This window comes from Sphingomonas melonis, assembly GCF_013409985.1.
GTDB classification, from domain to species: Bacteria; Pseudomonadota; Alphaproteobacteria; order Sphingomonadales; family Sphingomonadaceae; genus Sphingomonas; species Sphingomonas melonis_A.
The window spans coordinates 265,667-279,243 of the sequence record NZ_JACCBY010000004.1 but is presented as its reverse complement, the minus strand read 5'-3'; the positions used below and the strand labels follow the sequence as shown (position 1 = coordinate 279,243).

General features: G+C 66.0%; 10 protein-coding genes and 1 pseudogene. 6 read left to right on the top strand and 5 right to left on the bottom strand.

Annotated features, from left to right (window positions below; genetic code table 11):
* Window positions 1-25: 25 nt before the first annotated feature.
* The 3 genes from HD841_RS14720 to HD841_RS14710 are packed head-to-tail and all read left to right on the top strand — an operon-like array spanning window position 26 to window position 2,429.
* Window positions 26-334: a TetR family transcriptional regulator C-terminal domain-containing protein gene (locus HD841_RS14720; RefSeq protein WP_179509629.1), complete on the top strand. Its 309-nt coding sequence runs from the start codon at window positions 26-28 to the stop codon at window positions 332-334.
* Between the two features lie 59 nt (window positions 335-393).
* Window positions 394-1,257, top strand: coding sequence for an NAD(P)-dependent oxidoreductase (locus HD841_RS14715; RefSeq protein ID WP_179509628.1), 864 nt, complete (start codon window positions 394-396; stop codon window positions 1,255-1,257).
* Between the two features lie 5 nt (window positions 1,258-1,262).
* Window positions 1,263-2,429 carry an MFS transporter gene (locus HD841_RS14710; RefSeq protein ID WP_218845573.1) on the top strand — a complete coding sequence of 389 codons (1,167 nt, stop codon included), beginning with the start codon at window positions 1,263-1,265 and terminating at the stop codon, window positions 2,427-2,429.
* Window positions 2,430-2,471: 42 nt separating this feature from the next.
* Here HD841_RS14710 and HD841_RS14705 read toward each other — a convergent pair.
* The 3 genes and pseudogenes from HD841_RS14705 to HD841_RS14695 all read right to left on the bottom strand — a co-directional run.
* Window positions 2,472-2,924, bottom strand: a pseudogene (locus HD841_RS14705) (IS5/IS1182 family transposase); the annotation flags it as partial.
* An 84-nt stretch (window positions 2,925-3,008) separates the two neighbouring features.
* On the bottom strand, window positions 3,009-3,587 hold the full coding sequence (locus HD841_RS14700) for a DUF1826 domain-containing protein (RefSeq protein ID WP_179509627.1): 579 nt from the start codon (window positions 3,585-3,587) through the stop codon (window positions 3,009-3,011).
* Entirely contained in the window at window positions 3,584-4,834 is a 1,251-nt protein-coding gene (locus HD841_RS14695; protein ID WP_179509626.1) for a GTP-binding protein, read from the bottom strand. The genes HD841_RS14700 and HD841_RS14695 overlap by 4 nt, the downstream gene beginning before the upstream one ends.
* Window positions 4,835-6,060: 1,226 nt before the next feature.
* Here HD841_RS14695 and HD841_RS14690 point away from each other — a divergent pair.
* From HD841_RS14690 to HD841_RS14680, 3 genes are all read left to right on the top strand, one after another.
* Entirely contained in the window at window positions 6,061-9,261 is a 3,201-nt protein-coding gene (locus HD841_RS14690; RefSeq protein WP_179509625.1) for a TonB-dependent receptor, read from the top strand.
* 17 nt (window positions 9,262-9,278) lie between these two features.
* Window positions 9,279-9,605: a SapC family protein gene (locus HD841_RS14685; RefSeq protein WP_179509624.1), complete on the top strand. Its 327-nt coding sequence runs from the start codon at window positions 9,279-9,281 to the stop codon at window positions 9,603-9,605.
* A gap of 61 nt (window positions 9,606-9,666) precedes the next feature.
* Window positions 9,667-10,725, top strand: coding sequence for a substrate-binding domain-containing protein (locus tag HD841_RS14680; protein ID WP_179509623.1), 1,059 nt, complete (start codon window positions 9,667-9,669; stop codon window positions 10,723-10,725).
* A gap of 505 nt (window positions 10,726-11,230) precedes the next feature.
* On the opposite strand, the gene HD841_RS14675 is transcribed toward HD841_RS14680, so the two are convergent.
* Both HD841_RS14675 and HD841_RS14670 read right to left on the bottom strand, forming a co-directional pair.
* Complete coding sequence (locus HD841_RS14675; protein ID WP_179509622.1) at window positions 11,231-12,013, bottom strand: helix-turn-helix domain-containing protein; 783 nt, start codon at window positions 12,011-12,013, stop codon at window positions 11,231-11,233.
* Window positions 12,014-12,660: 647 nt separating this feature from the next.
* The gene (locus HD841_RS14670) at window positions 12,661-13,545 is read right to left on the bottom strand and encodes a replication initiator protein A (RefSeq protein ID WP_218845572.1); all 885 of its coding nucleotides are present in this window, start codon (window positions 13,543-13,545) and stop codon (window positions 12,661-12,663) included.
* Window positions 13,546-13,577: the final 32 nt, after the last annotated feature.

Sequence of the window (13,577 nt, the reverse complement as noted above, 5' to 3'; positions counted from 1 at the left end):
GCTGGCGGGCCTGCGGGACCTGCTGGTGCGGATCGTCGATGCCGACGATCATGGCTGCTTCGCCACCAACAGCGCGATCGAGATGGCGCATCGCGACTCGCAAGTGGCGGCGCTGGTCGCGGAGAGCTTCCGGATCCTGACCGCCGGGATCGCGGCCGCGATCACCCGCGGGCAGACGCTGGGCGAAATCCGGGACGACAGCGAGGCCGAGACGCTGGCGCTGGGCGTTCTGACGACGATGCAGGGGCTGCGCGTCCTCGGGCGGACGACGCCCCCCGCCGCGCGGTCCGACCTGCACAAGGTCGTCCATCAGGCGCTGACGTTACTGACCTGATCCGGACCCGGCTTTAACCCGATTATGGAACAAACATACCAGAAGCAAAGGATAGGTGCATGACGAACGACCATCTTCCCACGATCGCGGTATTCGGTGCCGGGATCATCGGCGCGCCGGTCTCGCGCAACCTTGCCCGTGCCGGCTACACCGTGCGCGTGTGGAACCGCACCGCGGCCAAGGCGGACGCGCTGGCGGCCGATGGCGTGACGGTCGCGGCGAGCCCCGCCGAGGCAGTGCGCGGCGCGGGCGTGATCGTCACGATCCTCAAGGACGGACCGGCGGTTCAGGACGCGATCGACGCCGCCGCGCCTGAGATCGCGCCAGGTGCGATCTGGCTCCAGCTCAGCACCGTCGGGGTCGGGGCGATCGACTCCCTGGCGGGCTATGCGGAACAGGCGGGGCTGGTCTTCTACGACGCGCCGGTGCTCGGTACGCGACAGCCGGCCGAACAGGGACAGCTGGTCATCCTCGGGGCCGGGCCGATCGACCAGCGCGGCGTCGTACAGCCGATCTTCGACGCGATCGGCAGGAAGACGATCTGGACCGCCGACCGGGCCGGCGCGAGCAGTCGGCTCAAGCTGGCGCTTAACGCCTGGGTGCTGCTGCTGACGCACGGCGCGGCGGAAAGCCTGTCACTGGTGCGGGCACTCGGCGTCGACCCGGCCTTGCTGTTCGAGGCGGTGGCGGGCGGACCGCTCGACTGCGGTTATCTCCACGCCAAGGGCAAGGCGATGCTCGCGGGCGATTTTACGCCGAGCTTCTCGGTCGAGAATGGCGCCAAGGATGCGCAGCTCGTCGTCGATGCGGCGACGGCGGCCGGGGTACAGGTCGATCTCGCCGCAGCGGGGCTCGAACGCTTCCGTCGGGTAATCGCGGCCGGGCATGGCGACGCGGATATCGCCGCCTCCTTCCTGGCGTGACGCGCGTGGCGACGCGCGCCCAAGCGCTGCCGGTCGGCCGCTTGCTCGCCTTCACGACCGCCGGCTTCCTCGCGATCATGACCGAGACGATGCCGGCGGGGCTGCTGCCGCAGATCGGCCATGGGCTGGGGATCGGCGAGGCGCTCGCCGGGCAGATGTTGACGCTCTATGCGATCGGTTCGGTCGTCGCGGCGATCCCGGTGATCGCCGCGACGCGGAGCTGGAATCGCCGGCTGCTGCTGTTGCTGGCGATCGGCGGGCTGTTCGTCTTCAACAGCGTCACGGCATTGTCCACGCAGGTCGCGGTGACGCTCGCCGCGCGCTTCGTCGCAGGGATGGCGGCGGGCGTCGTCTGGGGGTTGCTCGCCGGCTATGCGCGGCGGCTGGCGCCGGCGCATCTGCAGGGGCGCGCGCTGGCGATCGCCGGGATCGGCCAGCCGATCGCGCTGGCGCTGGGCGTGCCGCTCGGGGCGTGGCTGGGGGCATTGTTCGACTGGCGCGCGGTGTTCTGGATCATGTCGGCGGTGGCGTTGCTGTTGCTCGCGTGGATCCGCTTCGGCATTCCCGATCATCCGGGGCAGGGCCGGGCGGCGCGGCTGCCGGTAACGCGCGTCGCCGCCCTGCCGGGGATCGCGCCGGTGCTGATCGTGCTGTTGCTGTGGATCACCGGACACAACATCCTCTACACCTATATCGCGCCTTTTCTTGCGATTGCCGCGCCAAACGTGCGGGTCGATGTGGTGCTGCTGCTGTTCGGGCTGGCGGCGTGCGGGGGCATCTGGGGCGTCGGGCTGCTGGTCGACCGCCAGCTGCGCGTGACGCTGCTCGTCAGCCTGACCGGCTTCGCCGCGTCGGCGCTGATACTGGCGGTGGCGGCACCGTCATCGCTGCTGGTTCTCGCGGGCGTGGTCGCATGGGGGCTGACCTTTGGCGGCGCGCCGACCTTGCTCCAGACGGCGCTGGCCGAGGCGGCGGGCGAGCACGCCGACGTCGCGCAATCCATTCTGGTCACGGTGTTCAACCTGGCGGTCGCGGCGGGCGGGATCGTCGGCGGGCTGCTGGTCGATCATGGCCAACCGCTTTGGTTGCCATGGGCGGTCCTGGTGCTCGCGGTCGCCGCCCTGGCGGCCGCTCGAACGATCCGACAGTGGAGAAAAGGGCATGAGCAATGACGAATGGGCCGGCAGGATGGTGCTAGGCTCAGGATTGATTGATCATAGCAGGAAGATGACGGTGGCCGCGAGGGCGATGGCTGAGAGGCAGACGTAGGGCATCGCTCGTAGCGCGTGGCGGCGCGGCGCCGGTAGCGGCGCTTGTCGTATCTGACCGACGCGTTGCGCGACCTGCGCCCGAGATGCAGGGCTAGATATCCTTGGCTTCCACGGCAACCCTGAACCAGCTGGCATCCTAGCCGCGGCTGCCGATCAGCCATTGTGCCCTCGGCAGATCGCCAAGCAAGGCTGCCGCACTGGTGTAGCCGCTGACCCGCCCGGCGGTTATGAAGAAGCGCAAGGCCGCCCGTCTGCATCGCTGACGGCGTACAATTTGGTGCTCATGCAGCCCTTGGTACGGCCGATCTGCCGCCCTAGCCCCTCCATCATCCGCAGGATAATACCTCGTTCGCCCCACCGCTTTCACCGGTTGTATAGCGTCTTGTACGGACCGTATGCGCAGCGCGCGGTCCGTCGCGGATGACAGGTTGCTCATCTACGGTCTCCTCACGGCGCCTGCGTCGGATCGCGCCTATCGCATCAGGGATCATGCCCAGTGTCGATGACGAGCATCAGCCGGCGGCGGCCCGTCGCCTCGATCGGCGGCGAGCGGTGGAGCAGCAGCGGCGGATCGAGCAGCAGCCGTCCCTTGAACAGTGCGACAGCGCCCGTTGGCACCTGCTCGATCGCGTCGGGCGTTGCGATACGGTGCCATTGGGTGCCGGGGCCGACATAGGCGCAGAGCAGCCGCAGCGTCACATAATCGGCATGGAAGCGGCGGCAGGCGTCGGTCTCCACCACCTCCAGCCGCAATGCCGGTCGGTTGCTGTTGGTCAACTCGGCGTGGCGATCGAGCAAAAGGCCGATATCGGCAGCCAGCGGTGTGACGATCGCCTCGGGATACCCCGCGGCGCGCAGGACGGCGTCGAGCGGGGCGTCGACCGCATCCAGCGCGATATCGTCGACCCTGTCGCAATCGAGCCCGGCCAGCGCGTCGCGCAACAGAGGCGGAAGCGGGCGATCCCAGATCGCCAGCGCCGTCGCGGGATCCGCTATCCCCGCCAGGCCATCCGCCGTGGTGGCGACCGTCACCCCGCGGTCGATCGTGGCGACGCTCATTCGGCCGCTTCGAGCTGCCGCTCGCCCCAGGCGGGGAAGGGGTCGCGCAGGTCGCGCCACAGCCCGGGCGTGAAGGCGCTCGCCGATATCAGGCAGGCATCGAGCGCCCGACGGATACTGGCCTCGTCCATGTCGATCCCGATGAACACCAGCTCCTGCCGCCGGTCGCCCCATACCGGATCCCAATGCCGCGCGACGAACTGCTCGAACCGGCCATCATCGGGCCATTGCGACTTGGGGATCGACGCCCACCAGCGGCCCATGCGCGAGGTCATCGTCTGGCTGCCCGCCACCGCCAGTTCGCCGACCCAGTCGGGCCGGGTCGCCAGCCAGAAATGGCCCTTCGCGCGCACGACATGGTCGAGCCCGCCACCCGTTAGAAAGGCATGGAATTTTGCCGGATCGAACGGCGCACGCGCGCGATAGACGAAGCTTTCGATGCCATATTCCTCCGTCTCGGGCTGGTGATGCGCATAGCCGTACAGCTCCTTCGCCCAGAGCGGATGACGTGCCGCTTTCTCCTCGTCGAACAGCCCGGTGGCGAGCACCAGATCGAGATCGACGCGGCCATGGTCGCACGGCACGATCACCGCATCGGCGTTGAGGCTGGCGACGAGCTTCTTGACCGTGGCAAGCTGTTCGGCCGACACGGACGATGCCTTGTTGACCACGACCACATCGGCGAATTCGATCTGCTCGACGAGCAGGCCGACCAGGCTGCGCCTGTCGTCCTCTCCCAATGTCTCACCGCGATCGGCGAGGAAATCCTGGCTGGAATAATCGGCGAGCAGGTTGAGTGCGTCGACCACCGTCACCATCGTGTCGAGCCGCGCGACGTCGCCCAGCGAGACGCCGTCCTCGTCGCGGAACGAGAAGGTGGTGGCGACGGGCAGGGGCTCGGAGATGCCGGTGCTCTCGATCACCAGATAGTCGAACCGCCCGGCTTCGGCGAGCGCACGCACCTCGGCGAGCAGGTCGTCGCGCAGCGTGCAGCAGATGCAGCCGTTGGTCATTTCGACCAGCGCCTCCTCCGATCGCGACAGGGCCGCCTCGCCGCCGCGGACGAGGTCGGCGTCGATATTCACCTCCGACATATCGTTGACGATCACCGCAACGCGGCGGCCCTCGCGGTTGGCGAGGATATGGTTGAGCAATGTCGTCTTGCCCGCGCCGAGGAAGCCGGAAAGAACGGTGACGGGCAGGCGGTGGTCCGGACGGTGTGGACCGGTGTGCGATGGTATCGTCATGATCGTCGTCCTTTAGGTATGATACAACATATCATTATGCGACGACATGAACCGATGTCCAGTCGCCTTCGGCTACGGCGACCACTCGTTCTAGGCGGGATCGACATTCAAGCTTTGGAGATAACGCCGGCCCCGGGAGGGCAAGGCTATCGTGTGGACGTTCGCTTGGGTCCACCGCCTCCCGATCCCACCCCGTCACCCCGGACGTGTTCCGGAGTCCACTCTGCGGCGAGGAGAAAGGCTTGATGGGACACCGTTCTCTTGTGGCCCGGTGGACCCAGGAACGAGTCCGGGGTGACGGATGCAAGGAGGACGCCGACACGAACCTCATCACCGGAGCCATAGGCGATAGTCCTCCCCCTAGAGGGGAGGCGTTTTCCCCGCAGCGTGAATGTCGATCCGGCCTGAGTCACATCGCCGTGTGATGACGTGCCGGTGGCTTTTGATCAGGAGGTGCGGGCACGCACGCACGCCGGCGGGTTGCCCCAGCGCTACGGCCCCAGCGATGGCTGATATCCGGGGTATCAGATTGGCCCCGCGATGTCTGGCTCTGGGCGTGAGCGGCCCGGCCGCTTTCAACGTCAGCCTCGCGCTCTTGAACGCCTGAAAGAGGTGGAAAGCAACTTATCCGCTTTCGAGCGGGCGATCTCGGCAAGCGGAAGTTCGTCATGCGGCGGGCAGGGGCCTCGGGCGTCTGTCGATGCCGAGCCCCCATATGCCGATCTGCAGCATGCCATCTACCCGCAGTATCTCGGCGCTCCGACTCGCCAGCGAAGCCTGGTCGAGCGCACTCATCAGGACGTCGATGGTGTAGGAGCTGCATCGCACATTGTGGAGCAGGTGAAACGGAGCTTGTATGCGCCCAACAACATCCGCGCCGCGCAACTTGGCACATGGTGCAGATCGCCGATGGTCCGCAGCACCCGCTCGCGGGCGTCGCCCTTGACGCTCCACGGCGCGCTAACACCTCAGGATAGACGTCATTCTTTAGGTGTCCGCGGCGCTCGTGACATGGTTGACAGTGGCGATTCTCCGCTATCGCGTACGACTGCTCCTTTACCTGCGTGAACTGCCCTTCATCGCGGCGATATCGCCCGGAGACCGCCTCGGCTCAATATGTTGCGCCTGAGGCTTGATCTGCGCAATCGCCTTGCCTCATCTACTCACATGTGTTACCGGTAACGAGATAACGGCGAAACAGTCGTTCGCTATGGGGGGGGATCAAGATGCGTACGCGCGTAGGATTGGCATTCGGCTGCTCGACGTCGCTATTGGCGGTTGCCGCCATGGGGATCGGTACGGCGGCGGCACAGACCGTTGCGACGGAACAGGCGACCGGGCAGGTCGACAGCACGTCGGCCGGAGCGGCGCAGGCGGACAATGCGCAACCGGCCGTTGCCACGCCGGCGCAGGCCGCGGCTGATGCCGCGCCGGACCCCGGGCAGGACATCGTCGTCACCGGCGTGCGCGCCAGCCTCGATCGCGCGATCAGCATCAAGCGCAACTCGACGGGTGTGGTGGATGCGATCTCTGCCGAGGATATCGGCAAATTCCCCGACACCAATCTCGCCGAATCGTTGCAGCGCGTCACCGGTGTGTCGATCGACCGCGTCAACGGCGAAGGGTCGCAGGTGACGGTGCGTGGCTTCGGCCCCGGCTTCAACCTCGTCACGCTCAACGGCCGCACCCTGCCGTCGGCGAGCGTCGGCGCGATCGGTGCGGGCGACGGTGCCGATTTCGCGACGGGCACGTCGCGTTCGTTCGACTTCTCCAATCTCGCTTCGGAGGGCGTCAACACGCTCGAAGTCTACAAAACCGGGCGTGCGGCGGTGCCGTCGGGCGGTATCGGCGCGGCGATCAACGTCATCACCCGCCGTCCGCTCGACAGCCGCGAAACCGGCTTCAGCGGCACGATCGGCGCCAAGGCGCTGTATGATACCAGTGCCGATCTGCGGCTCGACAAGGCCGCGCACGTCACCCCCGAGGTGTCGGGCCTGACCAGCTGGTCGAACGAGGATCGCACCGTCGGCGTCTCGCTGTTCGGCAGCTATCAGAAGCGCAATTTCACCACCCGCGGCGCCACCGTCGCCTATTGGAACATCCGCAGTTTCGACCAGTTCCGCGATCCTGGCAACGGCTTCATCAACCCGCAGACGACGATCACCAATCCGCCGGCGAGCGGCAGCCAGCTCGTCGCGGTTCCCAACGACAGCAGCTATTTCTATTCGGAAGGCAAGCGCGAGCGGATCAATGCCGCGGCCACGCTTCAGTTCAAGCCGATGGACAATGTGACGCTCACCGCCGACGCGATGTTCGCGCAGAACCGGCAGCGCGATGTCCGGACGAACCAGGGCAATTGGTTCAACCGCCCGTTCGCGCAGGTGACGTTCGACGGGAATCCGGTCGTCGCGAGCACCGAGTTCCTCCAGGAAACCATCTCCGGCGTGAAGGACGCAGGCTTCGCCCAGCAGGATCGCGCGCTCAAGAACCGGTTGCAGGATTACGGCGGCAATCTGAAATGGGAGCTGACGGACCGGGTGACGCTGTCGGTCGACGGCCATTACGGCAAGGCGGAAAGCCTGCCCGACAATCCCAACGGCAACAGTTCCAACATCACGACGATCGCCGCGCCGGTGGTGGCGGCACAGACCGCCAATTACGGCGGCTATATTCCCGTACAGAGCATCACGCTCAACGACGCGCTGCGCGGCAACAACAATGGCGTGCTCGATCTGGGCGACGTCGGCACGCAGATGTCGCGCTTCATCCGCTCGTCACAGACCCAGTCGCTGAAGGAGATCCGCGCCGATCTCGGCTGGCAGATCGACGATGCCGGCAGCCGGCTCGACTTCGGCGGCGACCTGCGCAACCAGAAGGTGACGCAGCTCGCCGACTTCAGCCAGCAGGTGCTGGGCGACTGGGGCGTCGGCAATCCCGGCGATATCCAGAACACCGCGCCGGGGCTGCTCCAGCAATTCTGCCTGACCTGCCAGTTCCGCCATTTCGATGCCGGCGCGACGGGCGCGTCGCTGGTCGCCTTCCGTGCGCCGGCAACCGCGCTGATCAATGCGATGTCGCCGGTCTATGCCGCGGCGGGCAATCCGATCTTCTCGACCGGCCAGCAGAACAACCGCGTCCGCGAGAAGATCGCCGCCGCTTATGGTCAGGTCACATGGAAGGCGGATATCGCCAATCGCCCGGCGACGCTCGTCGCCGGCCTGCGCTACGAGAAGACGACGGTATTCTCCTCGTCGGTCGTCGCGGTGCCCGCGGCGATCCTGTGGACTGCGGACAACGACTTCACGCTGACCGTGTCCAACCAGCAGCAACTGGTCACGCAGACGGGCTCTTATGAAAACCTGCTGCCGTCGATGGATTTCCAGGTCGAGGTGGCGCGGAATCTGATCGGTCGCCTGTCGTTCAGCCGCACGATCGCGCGCCCGGATTTCGGCAATCTGTTCTCGGCCAGCTCGGTCGGCATCCCGGGCCGCGCGACCGCGGTCGGTGGCTTCGCGCCCGGATCGACAGGCAATGCCAATCTGTCGCCGCTGATCTCCGACAATATCGATGCCTCGCTGGAATGGTATTACAAGCCGTCGAGCTTCGTCTCGTTCGGGATCTTCGACAAGCGCGTCCAGAATTTCGTGGGTACCGGCCAAACCAGCCAGAACCTCTTCGGACTGCGCGATCCGGCGAGCGGCGCGGCGGGCACGCGCTCCGGCACGGCCAAGACGGCGTTGCAGGGCATCGGTGCCGATATCAGCGACGTCAATCTGTTCACGATGACCGCGCTGCTCCAGCAGACCGGCAATATCAACGCCGCCGTCCAGCAGTTCCAGGCCAATCGCGTCAATGGCGCGCTGACCCAGGCGTTCATCGACAAGACGTTGCAGGCAGTGGACATCATCGCCAATGGCAGCGATCCGCTGTATCAATTCTCGGTCACGCGCCCGATCAACAACCGCGAAGGCAAGATCCACGGGATCGAGGCGGCCTTCCAGCATTTCTTCGGTGATAGTGGTATCGGTATTGCCGCGGCCTATACCTATGTCCGCGGCGACGTCGGCGTCGATGTCGGCGCCGATCCGAGCGTCGACCAGTTCGCGCTGCTGGGGCTCAGCGACACCGCCAATGCGACGCTGATCTATGACAAGCACGGCATTTCGGCGCGGCTCGCGTACAATTGGCGCGATCGTTTCCTGCAGGCGACCAACCAGGGCGGCGACCGCAACCCGCTGTTCGTCGCCCCGTTCGGCCAGCTCGATATGAACGTCAGCTATGACCTTTCGCCCAAATGGTCGGTCTCGTTCGAGGCGATAAACCTCACCGAGGAAAGCGTCCGGACCTACAACCGCTCGAAGACGAACCTTGCTTATGCCCAGGAACTCGACCGCCGCTTCCTGATCGGCGTACGGACCCGGTTCTAGGCGCGGCCATGATGAGCATGACCCGAACGGCGCTGCTCAACAATGTCGATCACGGCGGTTTGCGCGTCGCGATCGGGCAGGGTGCGGCGTTCGGGGATGCTGTCAACCAGATGCTGCTGGTGCCGACCGCGTCTCTCGACGCACAGCGTGATCATCCCATTCTCTTCCGCCACGATGGCGAGACGGGATGGGGAGCGGTCGCGCTGCTCGGGTTCGACCGCGGCGACGAGGCGGGGGACCACGACGTTCCAAAGATCGTATCGCGCTCGATGATCCGCGCGTCGGCGCCGCCGATGGCCCGTCGCCGTTCCTGCCGCAGGGCGGCGAGGCGCCGGGGCTGTTGATGCCGGTACGCTCAATTGTCCGCATCACCGGCAGCAAGCTGCTGCCGCGGTGAACTGGGCCATGGCCGCGCATCCTGCCGAGACCGGAACGCTGTCGCGTGGCCCGACGCTGGCCGATGTCGCGCGGCTGGCCGGCGTATCGATGATGACCGTGTCCCGGGTAGCCAATGACTGTCCGAACGTCCGTCGCGCAACGCGCGAACGGGTCGGCGAGGCGATCCGGCGGCTCAACTACGTACCCAATACCGAGGCGCGCGCGCTTGCCACCGCACGGCGCCGCCGTGTCGCATTGTGCCATAGCACGGCACGGACGCCCTATCTCGGCGAGATCCTCGCCGCCGCGCTGAAGCAGAGCAGCGAGAGCGGCGTGCAGCTCGTTGTTATCGATTTCGATGACGACGAGGATGCCGCACTGGCGGCAGCACGGATGACGACGAGCGGTGTCGATGCGGTGCTGCTCTGCTGGCCGTTTTGCGACGTGCCGGCGGTACGCGACGTGATCGCCGCTACGGCTCTGCCCTGCGCCGCGCTCGCGCCCGGCCGCGGCACCGGCGATCTCACGGTCGACAACCAGGCCGCGGCGCGCGCGATGACCGAGCATCTCCTGCGCCTCGGCCATCGCCGCATCGCCTTCATCGGCGGCGATCTGGCAGAGGCTGCCAGCCATAGCTGCCTTGCCGGTTATCGCGCGGCAATGGCCTCGGCGGGATTGAGCGCCGCGGCGTCTGTGCTGATGGGCCATGGCGATTACCGCACCGGTCTGGACGCGGCGGCAGAGTTGCTTGCGCGGCCAACACCGCCAACCGCCATCTTCGCCAGCAGCGACGAGATCGCCGCTGCGGTCGTCGCAACCGCTCATGGCCGCGGGCTCGACGTTCCTGCCGATCTCACGGTCTGCGGGTTCGGCGACTCCGCGATCGCGCGGGCGATATGGCCGCGATTGACGACGTCATGCCCGCCAGTCGCGGAATTGACGCGCCAGACGGTCTCGCTGCTGGTGCGACGTGCGCGTCGCGGGACAGCAGGCATCCCATCGGCCCAGACCGCGCTGCATTACCGCATTGTCCGTCGCCAGTCCGATGCCGCGCCGCGTCTGTTCAATCACTGCACTATGCCATGACAATGCGAGCCGTCTTCGTCCCCGCCGCGAACTTTCTACAAGCGGCGCAATCCATTCACCCGGCATTGACGGTTTCCCGTGCGTTATTTTGACACTTGCGCCTGAGCGACGATCCAAGGCTTTAGGACGACGGGATTGACCATGTCGGCGGAGCCATCCTCGAGCTGCCCGCTGTGAGGCGCGATAGATGTGGTGGGCCAAGCCCGATGCTCGATCTCCGACTCGTGCTTTCGCGCGGAAAACCCGGTCGACCGAGAGTGGGCGACTCTTTAAGCGGTAGCCGAGATCGCGTCCAGCAAAGTCAGATATTTGCGTGTGATAGTCCTACACATCGTCTTGCGACTGGACCGACTTTGGGAGCCGCACCGGTGGCCGCTTGCTCCCTCCAGGCAGCATGGTGACGGCGTAGCCGGCACTCCCGCACGCTGGGTTTGCGGCTACGGTTGTTCGTGTCTCTCCAGCTCTGTCTATCTACATCCATTGCTGATTCCGCTCCGCCTGTTCGTTAAGATTCTAGGAACGATTGCGGACCATGTTGAAACTCACGCTCGCGCGCATCGATCGCGCCGCCGAGCTTGGCCAGAACCTTCGCGAGAGCGCCGTCGAGTACGGACGCAAAGCCCAGCTCACGGCAGTCGAGTTGGGATAGCATCGCGGCATGATCGGCGCGATCCTCGGTGCGACGCTGCACATCATCGACGGGAAGGGGGGCCGGCCGCATCCAGCGGGGCAGATAGGCGAGCACCGCCTTGGGCAGCAAAGCACGGTAAACGTTCGATGTCTGCGCATAGCGTGGGCCGGGGCCGCTCCCCGCCACCCGCTTGAAGCGGCGCTGGCGGACGATGAAGCCGACGCGTTCCAGGATATGCAGCGCCCGTGCCACGGTCACCCGCCCCAGGCTCGTCGCCTCGGCGAGATAGTCATAGGTCGGATAGACGCGGCCCTGGTTCAGGCGCGCCAGGGTCAGCAGCTCTTCCAGCACGCGCACGGCGCCATGGGTCAGCGACGCCAAGGCCGCTTCGGTGCGCGTCAGCTGGCGCCCGTCGGCCCGCGCATCGCGGCGCAGCCGCCGGCCGGCGTCGAAGGCTTTGCGCGCGGCGCGCAGGATGCGGTCGGTCTCGCCCTTCGCCGGGGCCGCGAAGAACGCCGCCTCGAACGTCCCTGCCTCGACGCTGTCGCGCAGCATCGCAGGACCGGTTGCGGCCGACATACCCGATCGCCTTGGCCGGCGCAGGCAAAAGCCTCCTATCGCCTGGAGCGAGGCCGCTCCAACCGTCATCGTCGCCATCGTACATTCCCCTGAGCGGGGCCATGCGCAGGCAAAGGAAAGGCGTGGCGCGAAACGCGCATCCTTGCGGTCGATGTCGAGATCGACTATCTGGCAGACCGTTCTGACCGATCGTGCACGCTTGCCGGCGTGTGCCAGATGAGAACCTAACTGGATGCCCGGCCTTCGTGCCGGGTTTCCTTTATCCGCTCATGGTGATCCCCTTGTTCCGTTCGATCGTCGGCATCGCCGGTCGACCACGGATCCCGCTCGCGCCCGATTCGATGATTCGGGCAGCAAGAGAATCGCGCACATCACCATCGCCGCTGCCCCATCCCGACCCAAGGCGGCCGAATCGTGCTTTCACGCGGCAAACCGGCCGAAGATTCGTGCTTTCACGCGGAGAATGGCGCGCGGACCAGCGAGAAGCGCCTTGGGGGTGCAGGTCCGATAGCTGAATCCTGCCGTTTGCCCGTATCAGGCAAACCTGTGCCTCCCGGCCGCTGCGTTGCGCCTGGGGCGAGCGATGGTTGGATATGCGCCGCTGCACCGGGCGCGCCGCACGGTGCAGCGGCCCAGCCCGCGCGCGCGTGGCCGATCGGATCGTAAATTACGGAAGCGGGAGTTCAGCCGGGCGCGGCATGATCACGCCTGCCGTTTTCCTCGTCTTATTCGTCGGACGGCGGCAGCGCGACCCGGGCGGTCTGGCGCACGCGGAAGCCGACCAGCGTCTTGATCCGCGGCCGGCCGCCGCGCGGCGAAGGTTGCTTCTGCTCGGTCAGCGTGACGGCATATTCGGGCAACGATTGTTGTTCGGCCACTTCGCGCAGCTGCTTCTTGAAATATTCGAGCCCGCGCTTGTCGGAGGCGCAGCCGACGCGCGCCGCCAGCGCCTCCATGTCGACCTCGAAACCCTCCTCGCCGATGCAGTTGAACTTGGCCAGTTCGTACAGGCGCCGCTCGATCGGCCCCAGTTTGAAGAAGTCGAGGTGATAGGCGGCGATTCGCCGGTCGGTGAGGATTGCGCGATGCAGCCAGTCGCAGACCATCACCTCGATCCGCTTCACGCGACGCTCGCCGGTCGGCAGCTTCGAATATTTGATGTCGGCCTTCAGCAGCCAGGAGAAGGCGCTGTCCGATCCCTCGCCGCCGGTTTCGATATTGGTGATGATCTGCGTGCCTTGCAGGCGGTTCAGCGACGCCTTGAGCGAAGTATAGGAGCGTGCCGAAGCGTTGGTGCTCGTCACGCGGAAAAGGTCGTTGGCGGTGAAGCTCATCACGCGGTCGACGGTTTCGCCCTGTTCCATGCGCTCGGCCATCAGGCTGGCGATATAGAGCAGGATTTCCTTGTCATAGATCGTCGCGACGCCGGTCTTGCTGGGGTTGATCTCGATCCGCGCGTCGCCGTTCTCGAAGATCATCGGCGTCATGTGCGCCTTCTTCGACAAAGCGAAGAAGGGGAATTCGGCGACGGTCCGCTCACCCTGGACGTCGCCGTACAGCGGACTATCCAGTTGAAACAGGTCGCCTTGCTTCAGTGATATTTCGCCCATGACCCAGCTTTTCCTTGATCGCGCCGATCATG

Coding starts and splice junctions, on each gene's coding strand:
- HD841_RS14680 (WP_179509623.1), top strand. CDS start 9,667: ATGGCCGCGCATCCTGCCGAGACCGGAACGCTGTCGCGTGGCCCGACG.
- HD841_RS14675 (WP_179509622.1), bottom strand. CDS start 12,013: ATGGCGACGATGACGGTTGGAGCGGCCTCGCTCCAGGCGATAGGAGGC.
- HD841_RS14670 (WP_218845572.1), bottom strand. CDS start 13,545: ATGGGCGAAATATCACTGAAGCAAGGCGACCTGTTTCAACTGGATAGT.
- HD841_RS14690 (WP_179509625.1), top strand. CDS start 6,061: ATGCGTACGCGCGTAGGATTGGCATTCGGCTGCTCGACGTCGCTATTG.
- HD841_RS14685 (WP_179509624.1), top strand. CDS start 9,279: ATGACCCGAACGGCGCTGCTCAACAATGTCGATCACGGCGGTTTGCGC.
- HD841_RS14695 (WP_179509626.1), bottom strand. CDS start 4,834: ATGACGATACCATCGCACACCGGTCCACACCGTCCGGACCACCGCCTG.
- HD841_RS14715 (WP_179509628.1), top strand. CDS start 394: ATGACGAACGACCATCTTCCCACGATCGCGGTATTCGGTGCCGGGATC.
- HD841_RS14700 (WP_179509627.1), bottom strand. CDS start 3,587: ATGAGCGTCGCCACGATCGACCGCGGGGTGACGGTCGCCACCACGGCG.